Raw genomic sequence first — 14,373 nt, forward strand, 5'->3', positions numbered from 1 at the left:
ATATTACGAATGACGGCGCAATGGTTTTTTAGTATATAGGAATAATTACGCCTAAATTTGCGTTTTAATAAAGGTGAAACCAGTTTTTTCCTATTAAATACAGGCTCATAAGTACAGACATAGTAATCACCATGGGACGGATGAGTTTATTGCCTTTGCTTAAAATCATGCCCGAGGCAATGCGCGCGCCGATGAGTTGTCCCGCCGCCATGGCAAAGCCGACAAGCCATATGATTTTGCCGCCCAACATGAAAATGAAGAGGGCGACGAGATTGGTGGTGCCGTTATACAGTTTGGCTTCAATAGTGGCGTGTTGCAAGGTGTAGCCGCGCAAAGCGATTAAGGAGAGCAGGATAAAGCTGCCGGTGCCGGGACCTAGAAAGCCGTCGTAAAAGCCAATCGGTGCCAGTGCGCCGATTAAAAAGGCACTCATGGGCAAACGGGCTTCCTGTTCGACTTCGCCCAGCGCCGGCATGAAAATAAAAATAGCGGCAACGACAATCAATAAGACGGGAATCACGCTACTCAGCCAATCTTTGGGCAGAATTTGCACCACGGCGCTACCTAATGCCGAGCCGATTGCGCAGGCGATAATACCGGGCAGGAGTTTGCGGAAATTCAGATGTCCGCGGCGGATAAAATACCAAGCGGCATAGCAGGTGCCGAAACTGCTTTGCAGTTTGTTGGTCGAAAGTGCCGTATCAGGCGGAAGTCCGGAAATCAGTAGGGCGGGCACGGTCAGCATACCGCCGCCGCCGGCTAAGGTGTCCACAAAGCCGGCTAAGGAGCCGACGGCGAGCAGCGCGAGCAGTATCCATAGGGAAAGGTTTCCGGTCAGTTCAGCAATCATAGTCAAACCATTGGTTGAGTTGTGCAATCAGTTGCGGCAAACCTTGTTTTTTAAGGCTAGAGAAGGTTTGCACGCTAAAGGGCGCGTTCCAGTTCACGATTTCGCTTTTCATCGCCTGCAATTGCTGCGCGGCTTGGCTGTTGCTCAGTTTGTCGATTTTGGTCAGCAGAATATGTGCCGGTAATTGGCGTTCGGCGCAGCATTCCAGTAGGCGGATGTCCAAGTCTTTCATCGGATGGCGGCTGTCCATCAGCAGAATTACGCCGCGCAGGGTTTCGCGCGTGAGCAAATAATCGCCCAGCAAACGTTCCCAATGGCTGCGGATTTCTTCCGGCACTTTGGCATAGCCGTAGCCGGGTAAATCGACTAAATAATCGCCGGCTTGTGCCAGCGAGAAATAGTTGATTAATTGCGTGCGGCCGGGGGTTTTGGATACGCGCGCCAGATTTTTCTGGTCGGTCAGGGTGTTTAAGGCGCTAGATTTGCCTGCATTGGAACGGCCGGCAAAGGCGATTTCCGCCCTCGCATCATTGGGCAGCTGCTTTTTGGCATTGGCAGAGAAGGCAAATTTTGCCTGATGATAGGGATTTCGCATATAATGTAGAATGTTTAAAAACAAGCCTGCGGATTATAGCGGAAATTCGCGCAAGACAATTCATCAAAATTTCTTACTAGTTGAAAGACCTCTCTTCAGGTAGGATAATGGAATTGAGAGAGGCTTAATAACTTTTTTCAATTCAGGGCAACACGTAGAGCGACGCTTTGTGTGTCGTTCTGTGCGTTGAAACATCATGGAGCAAATTATGAAAAAAACAGCAGTTGCAATATTGGCATTAGGCGCCAGTATGATGGCATTTGCCGAGGCAAACCTAGAGGCCGGCAAGGAAAAGGCGGAGACCTTATGCATGGCCTGTCATGGTGCGGGCGGCGTGTCGCCTAATCCTATTTGGCCGAGTTTGGCGGGGCAGAGCGCCAAATATACGCTGAAACAGTTACAAGATTTTAAAAGCGGTGCACGCAGCAATGCCGTGATGGGCGCGCAGGCGGCGATGCTCAGCGATCAGGAAATGGAAAACGTGTCCGCTTATTATGCTTCATTGGCTTTGCCGCCTGCGGCAACGCAGGGACGCGGCGATACGCCGGAAGAAATGTTGGCGGAAGGTCAGGCATTGTATCGCGGCGGCGATTTGGCGCGCGGCATTCCCGCTTGTTCGGCTTGTCATGGTCCGACAGGAGCAGGTATTCCGCCGGCGGCTTTCCCTGCTTTGTCGGGTCAGCAGGCCGAATACAACCGTATGCAGTTACAGCATTTCCAACATGCGGCGAATGCCGATCAGCAGGCAAGCGACAGCGCTTTGGCGGCTGATGAAATGCGCGCCAACGATCCGAATGAGATGATGCGCGATGTGGCGCGTAAATTGACGCCGCGCCAAATCGAGGCGGTCAGTCTGTATATTCAAGGCTTGAATTAATTTGACCGGCCCTTGGTGGCACAAGCCGCTAGATGCGCTGAATGCTCAGGAGTGGGAAGCGCTCTGCGACGGTTGCGGCTTGTGTTGTTTGAATAAAATGGAAGATATTGACACGGGAGAAGTTTACTTCTCCCGTGTGGCTTGTTCGCTGCTCGATATCGAGGCGGCACAATGCGGCGATTATCCCAATCGTGCGCAGAAAGTGCCGGATTGCCTGAATTTAGCGGAGATTGCCCGCGAGGATTTTCGTTGGCTGCCGCCGACTTGCGCTTATCGTTTACGTCATGAAAATAAGCCTTTACCGAAATGGCATTATTTGGAAAGCGGCGATAGACAGACTTTGCATCGTTGCGGACGGAGTGTCTGTCATTTTGCTTTGTCTGAGCGCGAGGGATATGCCATTGACGATTATTTGATGTTCAGGCTGGAAGATGCTTTGGGAAACGGGGAGTGTGAATGAGTCAGGAAATGATGTTGTGGATTGTCAGGTTGCTGGGCGCAGGTTTGGCGCTTTTGCTTTTGCATTATGCGCGGCGCATTTATTTACGTCGTCAGCGACAATTGAAACAATTACTATTGCAGCGCGCAGGACAAGCCCCTTTGCCTAGCGCACAAGCGCAAAAAACATCACGTCTCAATCCCGGCTTTTTCGGCAAAACCGCTTTACCGACCGCAGACAGTCTGCCCGATACGCCGACTATTGATTTGCCGCTCAGTATTATGGCGCGCATCGGTCAGCATTTCAGCGGCGACGACATCGCCGCTTTGGTCAAAACCTTCGGTTTGCAACGTTCGCCCAGTGGCGTATATGAATTGCTCAATGAAAACGGGCGCGATATTTTATTCAGCATGCTCAACATCCATAGTCCGGGCATTTTTGCGCAGGATTTGGAGCATATGGCGCCGATTGACGGCGTGATGCTAGTCTTGCAATTGCCTAATTGCGGCGATGCGGTAAAAGATTGGGAAAATTTTCTGGCGATTAGCAAGGATATGGCGGAGCTTTGTGGCGGACGTTTGTGCGATTTTGAACGCCGTCAAGTTACCGCCAAAGATTTGCTTACTTACCGCCATGCGGCAGAAAAATTCCAAAGAGATTATGAACAATGGTTAGCCGCTCATCAGCGCTAGAAGATTTAGCTGCCGAAGTGGCGGCTTTGCGCGAAGAAATTCAAATACATAACCGCTATTATTACGAAGAAGACAATCCGCAGATTGCCGATGCGCAATATGATGCCCTGCTGCGCGAGCTGGCGCAGAAAGAACAGCAATGGCTGGAAGAACAGCGCTTGGCTTTGCAGGCGGAATTGACCGCTTTGCAGGCACAAGGCGGCGATATTGAAACTTGGATTCGTCAGCAAGAGATTCGGCAGCAATTGCAGGATTTGACCGCCGACAGCCAATCGCCTACGCAAATCGTGGCGGGCAAGGCGGCGGCAGGTTTTACGACGGTGCGCCATCAGGTGCCGATGCTGTCTTTGGATAATGTGTTTAATCAAGAAGAATTCGCCGCATTTTTCCGCCGTTTGCAGGAGCGTTTGGGCGAAGGCTTGTCGCTTTCCGCCGAGCCGAAATTTGACGGTTTGGCGATTAATTTGCGCTATGAACAAGGCGTTTTGGTGCAAGCCGCCACGCGCGGCGACGGCGAAACGGGCGAGGACGTCAGCACCAATATCCGCACCATTGCCGATATTCCCGCGCGTTTGCAGGCGCAACATCCGCCGGCGGTCTTGGAAGTGCGCGGTGAGGTATATATGTCGAAAGCGGCGTTTCTCGCCTTAAATGCCGCCGCGCTTGCCTCGGGTGGCAAAACCTTTGCCAATCCGCGCAATGCCGCCGCAGGCAGTTTGCGCCAATTGGATGCCACGATTACCGCGACAAGAAAATTATCATTTTTCGCTTATGGTTACGGCGAAATACAAGGCTTTGCTTTGCCCGAGACTTATACGCAATTCTTAGCGCAGTTGCGCTGCTTCGGTTTTCCGGTCTGTGATTGGCAGCGCAGTTTGATAGGCGGGGTTGCCGCTGCCGCTCGTTATATGGACGAGCTGGCTGCCGAACGCGAGGCATTGCCTTATGAAATCGACGGTGTGGTGTTTAAAACGGATGCTTTTGCGGCGCAGCAGGCATTAGGTTTTCGCTCGCGCGCACCGCGCTGGGCGATTGCATGGAAATTCCCGGCGATGGAAAAAACCACGCTTGTGGAAGGCATTGACGTGCAGGTCGGGCGTACGGGCGCGGTAACGCCGGTGGCGCGTTTGCAGGCGGTGGAAGTGGGCGGCGTAACCGTTACCAATGCCACTTTGCATAATGCCGATGAAGTGGCGCGCAAAGATGTGCGCGTGGGCGATACGGTATTTGTCCGCCGTGCGGGCGATGTGATTCCCGAAGTGGTTAAGGTCGTGGTGGAAAAGCGTCCTGCCGATAGTCAGCCTTTTGTGATGCCCGAGCATTGTCCTGTCTGCGGTTCGGAAGTGCTACGTCCCGAGGGCGAGGCGGTGGCGCGTTGCTCGGGCGGTCTGCATTGCAAGGCGCAGCGCGTGCAGGCGCTGATTCATTTTGCCTCGCGCAAAGCAATGGATATTCAGGGCTTGGGCGATAAATTGATTGAGCAGGTGGTGGAAAACGGCAGTGTGCATAGTCCTGCGGATTTGTTCAAATTAAGCCTTGCCGATTGGGCGGCTTTGCCGCGCATGGCGGAAAAATCGGCGCAAAATGTGATGAATGCGCTAGAAGCGGCGAAGCAGACGACGTTGGCGCGTTTCATTTATGCTTTGGGCATTCGCGAAGTGGGGCAAGTCAGTGCGAATTTGCTGGCGCAGCATTTTCGTCGTCTGCCGGAGCTTATCCAAGCCGATGAAATCCAATTACAGGCAATTGACGGTATCGGACCTGTGATGGCGCAATATATCCGCCATTTCTTTTTAGATGCCGCCAATCTTACCGTGATGGAGGATTTGCAGGCACAAGGCATTGTGTGGCAGGAAATGGAAGTGCAAGAAATTGCTGACGATAGCCCCGTCTCGGGCAAAACCATCGTCATGACAGGTACTTTAGCGCATTTTACGCGCGAAGAAGCCAAGGCGGCTTTAGAAAAACTGGGGGCGAAAATCAGCGGCAGTTTGTCAGCAAAAACCGATTATCTCTTGGCGGGAGAAAAAGCGGGCAGTAAATTAAATAAAGCCCAAAATCTAGGCGTGGTGATTGTGGATGAGACACATTTGATTTCTTGGTTGGCAGAAGGCGGCATGCTATAATTCCGCTCTTTTGCTAACAGAGGATATGAATATGCGTAAAGCTTTCTTACTTGCCTTAAGCGCCATGAGTCTTAATCTAATGGCGGCAACGGTCGATGCGACTGAACCGAATAAAATTTTAGAGATTGCCAAAGGTTTTGGCAGCGCGGAATTGTCTAATGACAAGCATGGCGATCCTTTGATTCAAGGACGTATGGAAGAATATAAATATCAAATCATTTTCTATGATTGCGAAAACGGAAAAAATTGCACGACCATTGCTTTTGATGCTGCTTGGGAAATCAGTTCGGAAGTAGATTTAGAAAAGGTCAATGATTGGAACCAAAACAAACGCTTCGGTCGTGCTTTCCTTGATGTGGATGGCGATCCGGCTTTGGATTGGGATGTAAACTTAAAGCATGGCGTTGAGAAAGCCAATCTTGAAGATACCTTCAAGATTTGGAAGGACCTCATGCAAGAATATGTGGATTTCATTCAATAAATTGCAAATAAAAGAAAACCCTGCCGTAAGGAAGGGTTTTTGCTAAGCGTGTGTGCTTATGTTAACGCCAACGGCGATACCATTCGCGTGAGGTGTTGTCTTCGGCGCAGCGGTAAATGATGGCGGCGAAAACAGCAAGACCGCCGATGACTGCCGCTACGGAATAAGGATGTTTTTTCACGCAGCTAGAGACTTCGTCCGTCCAGTCACCGCCGACGTTTTGCACTTCATTCCATGCTTTACGCCCTTTACGTCGTGCTTTTTCAAAGAAATGAGCGGCTTCATCGCGTCCGTCTTCATAAACGTCCTCTGCTTCGTTTAAGGCTTTATCTAAAAATGATTTCAGCTCTTTTTGCGTATTGGCAAATTCTTTTTTCATCTCGGCTAATTGTTTTTCGAGAACTTCTACACGATCTTCTGCCATTAAAGACTCCTTTGCTTTTTTGTGAGTGAGTCGTGATTATAGCGATTAATTACTGATGGATGATTACTGTCTAATGATATAAATATTATCAAATGCTCACAAATGTTTGTTTAGGGCTTGGGCGCAGCACCAAGCGGAAGACCATGCCCATTGGAAATTATAGCCGCCCAGCCAACCCGTTACATCTAAGGCTTCGCCGATAACAAACATGCCCGGCTGCGATTTGACTGCCATTGTGCGCGGATCGAGGGCGCGCGTATCAATACCGCCGGTACTGACTTCGGCTTTTTTCATACCTTCCGTGCCGCTGGGAATGAGGCGGTAATCCTGCAAAGATTGGCTGATGGCTTGAATCTGTTTGTCGGCAAGTTCGGATATCGGGCGCTGCGGATAAGGAGCGGCGAGGTGTTGCGCTAAAGCATTGGGCAAATGCTGTTTGAGCCATTGCGTCAGTGATTGCGGTGAATGTTGCGCTTTGGCTTGCGCCAAAGCATCGGCGGGACAATCGGGCAGAAAATTCAGATGAACGGTTTCGCCTTTCTGCCAATAGCTCGAGACTTGCAAGATGGCAGGACCGGAGAGTCCGCGATGGGTAAAGAGTAATTGCTCGGTAAAGGTGGCTGATTGCGCGGTATGCAGGCTGACACGGCAGGATAATCCCGCCAATTGCGGCATGGCTTCTGCCAGCGTAAAAGGAACAAGGGCAGGGCGGAAAGGAAAATTGGCAATGCCGAGGCTTTTGGCAAAACCGAGGGCGTGGTCGCTGGCGCCTAATTTGGCGAAACTCGGGCCGCCGCAGGCAAGTACGATTTGCGGGGCGCGGAATACGCCTTGCGAGGTATGCAGGCAAAAGCCTTGTCCATCGCGCCTGATGCTGTCTACGCAAGTATCGGTGTAAACAGGAATTTGTGCCGCATCTAAAGCCTTTTGCAGGGCGGCAATTAGTCCTCGGCTTTTTTGCCGGCAGAAGAGTTGTCCGAGGGTTTTCTCTTCATAGTCTAATCCCGCCGCTTCGCACCAAGCGAGAAAATCCCATTGGCTGTGCCGCGCCAAGGCGGAGCGGCAAAAATTGGGATTATGAGAGAGATAGGCATGCGGGGCGATGTCGCGGTTGGTCATATTGCAGCGTCCGCCGCCCGAAACGCGGATTTTGGCGCCGATATCGAGATTTTTTTCCAGTATCGCGACGCGCAGACCGCGTGCGGCGGCATGAATGGCGCAATAAGTACCTGCCGCGCCGCCGCCGATAATCAAGGCATCGACGTTCACGCCTGATAATGCTCGCATAAGGTGGCGACTAATAAGGCTTTAATGGTGTGCATGCGGTTTTCCGCCTGATCGAAGACGATAGATGCGGCGCTTTCAAAGACATTATGCGCCACTTCGATGCCGACTAATTTTTGCCGCTGATAAAAGGCTTCGCCGGTCGGGGTTTTGCGGTCATGGTAAGCGGGCAGACAGTGCATGAATTTTGCATGTGCGCCGGCAGCTTGCATGATTTCGGGTGTGATGCGGTAAGGCATTAAGGCGGGAATTCGCTCGTCCCAGACGCTTTTGTCTTCGCCCATTGAAACCCAAATATCGGTATGGATAAAATCCGCACCTGTCGCAGCCGCTTGCACCTCTTCCGTGATGAGGATTTTTGCGCTGCTGTTCTCGGCAAGTTGCTGTGCTTTATGCAGAATTTCCGTGTTGGGCTGATAGGCTTTAGGTGCGGCAATCCGTACGTCCATGCCCATTAATGCGCCGGCGAGTAATAAGGAATTGCCCATGTTAAAACGCGCATCGCCCATATAGGCAAAGGCAATGTCTTGCAGCGGCTTGTCGCTGTGTTCCTGCATGGTCAGCAAATCCGCCAGCATTTGCGTGGGGTGGGCGAGGTCGGTCAGCCCGTTATACACCGGTACGGCGGCAAATTTCGCTAAGGCTTGCACGGTTTCTTGGGCAAAACCGCGGTATTCAATCGCATCATACATTCTGCCTAATACGCGTGCAGTGTCGGCAATGCTTTCTTTGGCGCCCAATTGGGAATGTTCGGGGGATAAAAAGGTGCTGAAAGCGCCTTGATCTGCGCAGGCGACTTCAAAGGCGCAGCGGGTACGCGTGCTGGTTTTTTCAAAAATCAAAGCGATGTTTTTACCTTGCAGACGGCGTTTTTCCCTTCCTGCTTTTTTTTCGCTTTTTAATTGCGCACTCAGCTCGAGCAATTCACGCACCGCTTCCGCGCTGTGATCGGTCAAATCCAAGAGCGATTTTTGATACCAATAAGCCATGATTCCTCCAAAATAAGCAAAGTCGCCGATAATACGTTGTTTAGCGGGCGGCGACAATAAAAGTGCTTAATTCGGCGGCATTTTCGCGCTGTGCCGCTTAGCGGTAAAGAAAATGCGGCTCTTGTAAAAAACGCCGTATGTAATCGATTTTTTCCGCTTCGTTTAGTTGATTGAAGTGTTTTTGCTGCGCCTGAATATGCTCAATCAAAGGATAGAATGCTTCGCCAAGGCGGTGTTTGTTTAATCTGTCTTCGAGCCTGTATTTCTTGTTGTAGCTGAAGAATGTTGAAATGAGGTAGTGGGACGATTTGAGCTGAAACAGTAAGGCTTGGCTATGCGAGTCAAAGACCATAAAGCCCTCATGTTGCACGCTTTTCAATAATTCCTTGAGTTCGCCGAAACAGATATTGCGCAAACGGGCGGGGCGGCGGATAGCGTAGGTTTCGCCGATTTCGTCTAAGCGATCTTGGCTGAACATGTTACCGCTGATAACTTCCACCGCGCCGATTAAGGTCTCGCCCAAGGCTTCTTGAATGGTATGCGGGGCTGCGGCATCGTTAATCTCAAATAAAAAGGTATGGTTAGGATAGCTGCGAAATAGGGCTTCATAAGCCTGACAATGCTTTTTCGTCATTTGCGCATAAGAGTCGTCCAATGAGTCGGTGGTGGAATACAGCACTTGCCGATTGAAACTTGCCGCATAACTAGGATGTTCGTGCGGCAAATCGACAAAGGTGCAGCAGCCTAAAAAACCATCGACTTTCACGACGGCGTCAATGCAGTGCGAATTCTCGATTTTCAGAGAAAAGCGGCTATTTTTCGCCAGTCTTTCGCTGTAGTTAAAGACCTTCTTAAAAGGACGCACGATAATGTGATTGTATTTATCCAGCACCAAGCCGCGCATTTCTAATAAAGCGGCATCAAAACGCTTGACCCGATGCGAATATTTCAGCAGCCGCAAATCAGGATATTGTGAAGACGTCTTGCTGACAAAATTTAGTCGTCCCAAGCGCAAATATTGCTCGCTGACATAAGTCTGCCTTACCTCGTCGAAAGGCAAATCATGCTCGCCGATTGTCTGCATCTGCCGCATTACATCGCGTAATGCCGCACTCATACCGCGCACAGCAGACACGGCAATCTCGCCGCTGACGCGTTGTCGGCGAATCCGCAAATAGGCGGCGATCACGTCTTCATCTTCTACCGCATGCCGGTTTGGGAAAAAATTACTCAGACAATAGGTTTCGCAGCTTAAGCCGTATTTTTTCGCCTGTTCCAGCCATATCCGACAAGCGCCGACTGTCTGATTGGTATTGGAATTGATGATGAGCATCGCCTGTTGCGGATTGGCGAGCGCATGCTTGCAAGCCCTGCGCATCATTCTCTCGCCCCTTGCCTGTGCCGCTTTCAGCAGCTCCGGCGACCAATGATATGCCCCCTGTGCATCCGTCATCAGTAGATCATTTTCAATATGCACAATCTCCGCCTGCGGATACTGTTGTTGAAATTCCGCTATCTTCTGCGCGGCGAAAGTCGATTTGCCCGAGCCCTGATGTCCGCGAATCAGGATAAATAATTGCATAGTCGCTCCTTTTTGCCTTATGTTAGGGGCGGATTATATTCAATTCCCCAAAAACGAGGAGCGACGATGATAGAAGTCTTGATCTTATTGGCTTTTGCTAAAATCCAAGAAGCGGTGAATGCCGGCAAAGCATGGCAATGGGCGGCTGCTTATAGCGTTTTCAGTGTGCTGTGGAATCTTTTATTCAATCAGATGCCTTGGCTGCATATCGCTTTGCTCGCTCTTGTCGTTTTTGTCTATGTCTGGGGTTATTTTGCTTTATTGCGGCGCCTTAGCGACAGCATTGCCCTGTGGCTGTTGGCGTATATCGGCGGTGCATTCGCGCCTTTGCTATTGGCTTTTATCTAAGTCGTATCTTATGAAAAAACTTTTATTATTATATTGTTAACTTGTATTAAAAAATAAATTTGCTGCCGATTGCAAAGGCGGCTATATTTTGCGCGATTTTCATCAAAAGAGAGGTTGAGATGAGCGCAAACTGTAGCAGCATCATGATTGCTGAGCCGAGAATTTTACATCCTAAAATGACGATTAAAGAGGTATTTCCGATTATTCGACAGGTGGGTACGCGGTTTTTGCCGGTGGTCGATGATGCCGGTGATTTTGTCGGCACTTTTTCCAGCATGACCCTGATTAAGCTTTTATTGCCCAGCAGCGTGAGCATTAAAGAAGGAAAAAATCCTTTTGATTTGATGTTTATGCAAACCACGCTGGATGAGCTGGGCGAGCGCTTGCAAGAAATCGGCGATTCTTTGATTACAGATCATATTTTCACAGATGATGTGCCTACTTGTACGCCGCAGACCTCTATTATGGAAGCGCTGAATCTGCTGTATCACTATCATTATCATGTGGTGGTGCTTGCGCCCAATAGCCGCCAGTTTTTAGGCGTGATTACCGTGAAAGGTGTGTTGGATTCCATTCATGCCACTGTGCGGGATGAGGAGTAAATCATGCATGAACATGCAGCCGTTTTTGGCATGAACCCGATGTGGTTATCGGGCATTATTTTGGTGATTGTTTATATCATATTGATTACGGAGAAATTAAATCGTTCCGTGATTGCGACTTTAGGTGCTTGCTTGATGATTTACTGCGGTCTGCTCAATCAGCAGCAGGCGATTGATGCGGTGGATTTCAACACGTTGTGGCTCTTAATCGGCATGATGATGTTGGTCAGCATTACGGCGAAAACAGGCGTGTTTCAGTATGTGGCGATTAAGGCGGCAAAAACGGTACGCGCCGATCCGATAGGTATTTTACTGATGATCGTGGTGATTACGGCGGTGTTTTCGGCATTATTGGATAACGTTACCACCGTCTTATTGATTACGCCGGTTACTTTATTGATTACCGAACAATTGCGTGTGCGCGCTTTTCCCTATTTATTTGCCACCATTATTGCGGCAAATGTCGGCGGCACGGCGACCTTAATCGGCGATCCGCCTAATATCATTATCGGTTCGGCGGTGAAATTGAGTTTTAGTGATTTCTTGCTGCACATGGCGCCGATTGCTTTTTTTATTCTTTTAGTTATCTGTGTGTATTTTTGGCTTTTTTATCGTAATAAATTATCCGCTACCTTGCGTGCCCGCGCGAAAATCATGCGCTTTAATGAAAAAGAGGCGATTCACGATGCGGCTTTGCTGAAAAAATCGGCGCTGGTGTTTGGATTGGTCTTATTGGGCTTTATTGTCGGACATCCTTTGCATATCGAGCCGGGGACGGTAGCTCTGTCGGGCGCAGCATTGTTGATGCTCTTGGCTTATGGCAAACAACCTGCGGAAAAACAGGGCGAGAGCATTCATCATGTATTTGCAGAAGTGGAATGGGTAACGATTTTCTTCTTCATGGGCTTGTTTATCATTGTAGGCGCGGTGGAGCATAGCGGTTTATTGGCGATTTTAGGCGATAAATTGATTGCGGCTACAAACGGCGATATCGAAAAAATGGCTTTTGCCGTTTTATGGGTTTCTGCCGTCTTATCCTCAATTTTAGATAATATCCCCTTTGTGGCAACCATGATTCCCTTACTGGAATCCGCAGGGGCGAATATTGCGCAAGAAACCTTCCAACCGGTGTGGTGGGCATTGGCATTGGGCGCTTGTTTGGGTGGCAACGGTACATTGATCGGCGCCAGTGCAAACCTAACCGTCGCCGCCTTCGCAGAAAAAGCGAAGCAGCCTATCGGTATGCTGCAATATGTCAAATACGGATTCGGCTTAATGTTGGCTACCGTTTTATTAGCGCATATCTATTTGTGGCTGCGCTATTTTTAAGCATAAGCAACACAAGCGGCAGCAGCCGCTTTTTTATTAACTAAGTCTTAACTTATAAAAATTTCTTTAGTAAAAATAAAGAGATTTCAAATAGAACTAAAAGAGTTCTGTTAGTCGATTGATTTTTAAGGTTAAAAAATAACACCTACATTAATGAATGTATTGTTATGAATTTTTAGTCATGCTATGATACCGAAACTTATTTAATTGGGAAAGCTCGGACATTTCCAATTAGAAGTTGGCTAGCTATCTAGACAAGTAGACAGCACTTGTTGCTGTGTTGGACATTAACTTTACAAAATGAGGCGCGACATGACCGTAGATACAACCTACAACTACAAAGTCGTTAAGCAGTTTGCTTGGGCATCCATTCTTTTCGGAGTAGTGGGCATGCTCGTCGGGGTAATCATCGCTTATCAGCTTTATAATCCACATTTTCTTGAGAATATTCCTTGGTTGCACTTTGGACGTTTACGCCCTGTGCATACCAGCGGCGTAATTTTTGCTTTCGGCGGCAATGCCCTGTTCGCCACCTCCTACTACATCGTGCAGCGCACTTGCGGCGTACGCCTGTGGTCGGACAAATTGGCGGCCTTTACCTTCTGGGGCTTCCAATTGGTCTTGCTCTTGGCGGTATTGAGCTATATCTTCGGCTACAGCCAAGGCAAAGAATATGCCGAGCTGCCCTGGGTGCTGGACATTCTGCTGGCGGTGGTCTGGGTGGTCTATGGTGCGGTCTTCTTCATCACCATCGGCAAGCGCAAGGAAAAGCATATTTATGTGGGCCTGTGGTTCTACGGCGCCTATATCATCGCCGTGGCGATTCTGCATATCTTCAACAACCTGGCCCTGCCTATCGATTTGTTCCACTCCTATCCTTTCTATTCCGGCGCGGTCGATGCCATGGCACAGTGGTGGTACGGTCATAATGCGGTAGGCTTCTTCTTAACCGCAGCTTTCTTAGGCATGATGTATTATTTTGTTCCTAAGCAAGCCGGTCGCCCGATTTTCTCTTACCGTCTTTCTATCATGCACTTCTGGTCGCTGATTTCCATCTACATGTGGGCAGGTCCGCACCATTTGCATTACACCGCTTTGCCTGATTGGACGCAATCATTAGGTATGGTGTTTTCAGTAATTCTGTGGGTGCCTTCATGGGGCGGTATGATCAACGGCATGATGACGCTGTCAGGTGCTTGGGATAAATTGATTACCGACCCGATTATCCGCTTCCTGTTCTTAGCACTGTCTTTCTACGGCATGAGTACTTTTGAAGGACCGATGATGGCAGTGAAAACCGTTAATGCCTTATCGCACTATACCGAATGGACAGTTGCTCACGTGCACTCCGGCGCTTTGGGCTGGGTAGCGATGATTACCATGGGTTCTCTATACCATATGCTGCCGCGTTTGTACGGTAAAACCGAGATGTATTCGACTAAACTTATTTTCGTTCACTTCTGGTTGGCAACCATCGGTATCTTGCTTTACACCACATCTATGTGGGTGGCGGGCATCATGGAAGGCTTGTTATGGCGCGAAACTTTCCCGGATGGCACCTTAACCTACTCATTCCTTGAAATCGTAGATAAGAAGTACATCTATTGGTTTGTACGCCTGATCGGCGGTGTGGTATTCCTCACGGGCATGTGCTTAATGGCTTATAACTGCTTGATGACCTTGCCGCGCAAAGACGAAGCCAAGCGCAGCGCGCAAGCGGTTAATCCGCAAACAGCATAAGCCGACAAGGAGAAT

At 49.5% G+C, this 14,373-nt stretch carries 15 protein-coding genes; 9 read left to right on the forward strand and 6 right to left on the reverse strand.

Annotated elements, in window-relative coordinates:
* Positions 1-64 precede the first annotated feature (64 nt).
* Both DYC63_RS05560 and yihA read right to left on the reverse strand, forming a co-directional pair.
* Positions 65-850: a TSUP family transporter gene (locus DYC63_RS05560; RefSeq protein WP_115218327.1), complete on the reverse strand. Its 786-nt coding sequence runs from the start codon at positions 848-850 to the stop codon at positions 65-67.
* Complete coding sequence (gene yihA, locus DYC63_RS05565) at positions 840-1,445, reverse strand: ribosome biogenesis GTP-binding protein YihA/YsxC (protein WP_115218328.1); 606 nt, start codon at positions 1,443-1,445, stop codon at positions 840-842. Before yihA ends, DYC63_RS05560 begins: the two co-directional genes overlap by 11 nt.
* A gap of 208 nt (positions 1,446-1,653) precedes the next feature.
* Here yihA and DYC63_RS05570 point away from each other — a divergent pair, with 208 nt between their 5' ends.
* From DYC63_RS05570 to DYC63_RS05590, 5 genes are read left to right on the forward strand one after another with little or no spacing between them, the layout of a single operon-like run.
* Positions 1,654-2,322 carry a c-type cytochrome gene (locus DYC63_RS05570; protein WP_115218329.1) on the forward strand — a complete coding sequence of 223 codons (669 nt, stop codon included), beginning with the start codon at positions 1,654-1,656 and terminating at the stop codon, positions 2,320-2,322.
* Between the two features lies 1 nt (position 2,323).
* The gene (locus DYC63_RS05575; protein WP_245888049.1) at positions 2,324-2,782 is read left to right on the forward strand and encodes a YcgN family cysteine cluster protein; all 459 of its coding nucleotides are present in this window, start codon (positions 2,324-2,326) and stop codon (positions 2,780-2,782) included.
* A complete protein-coding gene (locus DYC63_RS05580; protein ID WP_115219477.1) occupies positions 2,779-3,453 on the forward strand; it encodes a cell division protein ZipA C-terminal FtsZ-binding domain-containing protein in 675 nt (224 codons plus the stop codon). Before DYC63_RS05575 ends, DYC63_RS05580 begins: the two co-directional genes overlap by 4 nt.
* Positions 3,429-5,579, forward strand: coding sequence for an NAD-dependent DNA ligase LigA (gene ligA, locus DYC63_RS05585; protein ID WP_115218331.1), 2,151 nt, complete (start codon positions 3,429-3,431; stop codon positions 5,577-5,579). Before DYC63_RS05580 ends, ligA begins: the two co-directional genes overlap by 25 nt.
* A gap of 31 nt (positions 5,580-5,610) precedes the next feature.
* Entirely contained in the window at positions 5,611-6,060 is a 450-nt protein-coding gene (locus tag DYC63_RS05590; RefSeq protein WP_172459437.1) for a YbjN domain-containing protein, read from the forward strand.
* Positions 6,061-6,121: 61 nt separating this feature from the next.
* Here DYC63_RS05590 and DYC63_RS05595 read toward each other — a convergent pair whose 3' ends face one another.
* From DYC63_RS05595 to DYC63_RS05610, 4 genes are all read right to left on the reverse strand, one after another.
* The gene (locus tag DYC63_RS05595; protein ID WP_115218333.1) at positions 6,122-6,484 is read right to left on the reverse strand and encodes a hypothetical protein; all 363 of its coding nucleotides are present in this window, start codon (positions 6,482-6,484) and stop codon (positions 6,122-6,124) included.
* Between the two features lie 96 nt (positions 6,485-6,580).
* Positions 6,581-7,771, reverse strand: a complete 1,191-nt coding sequence (locus DYC63_RS05600; protein ID WP_115218334.1) for a BaiN/RdsA family NAD(P)/FAD-dependent oxidoreductase — start codon at positions 7,769-7,771, stop codon at positions 6,581-6,583.
* Positions 7,750-8,757 (reverse strand): ornithine carbamoyltransferase, encoded by a 1,008-nt coding sequence (argF, locus tag DYC63_RS05605; protein ID WP_115218335.1) that lies wholly within the window; start codon positions 8,755-8,757, stop codon positions 7,750-7,752. Before argF ends, DYC63_RS05600 begins: the two co-directional genes overlap by 22 nt.
* Before the next feature lie 97 nt (positions 8,758-8,854).
* Complete coding sequence (locus tag DYC63_RS05610) at positions 8,855-10,339, reverse strand: ATP-binding protein (protein WP_115218336.1); 1,485 nt, start codon at positions 10,337-10,339, stop codon at positions 8,855-8,857.
* 66 nt (positions 10,340-10,405) lie between these two features.
* Here DYC63_RS05610 and DYC63_RS05615 point away from each other — a divergent pair, with 66 nt between their 5' ends.
* The 4 genes from DYC63_RS05615 to ccoN all read left to right on the forward strand — a co-directional run bounded on the left by DYC63_RS05615 (position 10,406) and on the right by ccoN (position 14,358).
* On the forward strand, positions 10,406-10,687 hold the full coding sequence (locus tag DYC63_RS05615) for a hypothetical protein (RefSeq protein WP_115218337.1): 282 nt from the start codon (positions 10,406-10,408) through the stop codon (positions 10,685-10,687).
* A 119-nt stretch (positions 10,688-10,806) separates the two neighbouring features.
* Positions 10,807-11,289, forward strand: coding sequence for a CBS domain-containing protein (locus tag DYC63_RS05620; RefSeq protein WP_115218338.1), 483 nt, complete (start codon positions 10,807-10,809; stop codon positions 11,287-11,289).
* 3 nt (positions 11,290-11,292) lie between these two features.
* Positions 11,293-12,618 (forward strand): ArsB/NhaD family transporter, encoded by a 1,326-nt coding sequence (locus DYC63_RS05625; protein WP_115218339.1) that lies wholly within the window; start codon positions 11,293-11,295, stop codon positions 12,616-12,618.
* 312 nt (positions 12,619-12,930) lie between these two features.
* Positions 12,931-14,358 carry a cytochrome-c oxidase, cbb3-type subunit I gene (gene ccoN, locus DYC63_RS05630; protein ID WP_115218340.1) on the forward strand — a complete coding sequence of 476 codons (1,428 nt, stop codon included), beginning with the start codon at positions 12,931-12,933 and terminating at the stop codon, positions 14,356-14,358.
* The last annotated feature ends 15 nt before the right edge of the window (positions 14,359-14,373 follow it).

The sequence above is a fragment of the Suttonella indologenes genome (assembly GCF_900460215.1).
GTDB classification, from domain to species: domain Bacteria; phylum Pseudomonadota; class Gammaproteobacteria; order Cardiobacteriales; family Cardiobacteriaceae; genus Suttonella; species Suttonella indologenes.

What these genes read in the sequence shown, in the direction of transcription:
- DYC63_RS05600 (WP_115218334.1), bottom strand. Translation starts at nt 7,771, where the DNA reads ATGCGAGCATTATCAGGCGTGAACGTCGATGCCTTGATTATCGGCGGC.
- DYC63_RS05570 (WP_115218329.1), top strand. Translation starts at nt 1,654, where the DNA reads ATGAAAAAAACAGCAGTTGCAATATTGGCATTAGGCGCCAGTATGATG.
- DYC63_RS05560 (WP_115218327.1), bottom strand. Translation starts at nt 850, where the DNA reads ATGATTGCTGAACTGACCGGAAACCTTTCCCTATGGATACTGCTCGCG.
- DYC63_RS05625 (WP_115218339.1), top strand. Translation starts at nt 11,293, where the DNA reads ATGCATGAACATGCAGCCGTTTTTGGCATGAACCCGATGTGGTTATCG.
- DYC63_RS05610 (WP_115218336.1), bottom strand. Translation starts at nt 10,339, where the DNA reads ATGCAATTATTTATCCTGATTCGCGGACATCAGGGCTCGGGCAAATCG.
- DYC63_RS05620 (WP_115218338.1), top strand. Translation starts at nt 10,807, where the DNA reads ATGAGCGCAAACTGTAGCAGCATCATGATTGCTGAGCCGAGAATTTTA.
- ligA (WP_115218331.1), top strand. Translation starts at nt 3,429, where the DNA reads ATGGTTAGCCGCTCATCAGCGCTAGAAGATTTAGCTGCCGAAGTGGCG.
- DYC63_RS05615 (WP_115218337.1), top strand. Translation starts at nt 10,406, where the DNA reads ATGATAGAAGTCTTGATCTTATTGGCTTTTGCTAAAATCCAAGAAGCG.
- DYC63_RS05590 (WP_172459437.1), top strand. Translation starts at nt 5,611, where the DNA reads ATGCGTAAAGCTTTCTTACTTGCCTTAAGCGCCATGAGTCTTAATCTA.
- ccoN (WP_115218340.1), top strand. Translation starts at nt 12,931, where the DNA reads ATGACCGTAGATACAACCTACAACTACAAAGTCGTTAAGCAGTTTGCT.
- yihA (WP_115218328.1), bottom strand. Translation starts at nt 1,445, where the DNA reads ATGCGAAATCCCTATCATCAGGCAAAATTTGCCTTCTCTGCCAATGCC.
- argF (WP_115218335.1), bottom strand. Translation starts at nt 8,757, where the DNA reads ATGGCTTATTGGTATCAAAAATCGCTCTTGGATTTGACCGATCACAGC.
- DYC63_RS05595 (WP_115218333.1), bottom strand. Translation starts at nt 6,484, where the DNA reads ATGGCAGAAGATCGTGTAGAAGTTCTCGAAAAACAATTAGCCGAGATG.
- DYC63_RS05580 (WP_115219477.1), top strand. Translation starts at nt 2,779, where the DNA reads ATGAGTCAGGAAATGATGTTGTGGATTGTCAGGTTGCTGGGCGCAGGT.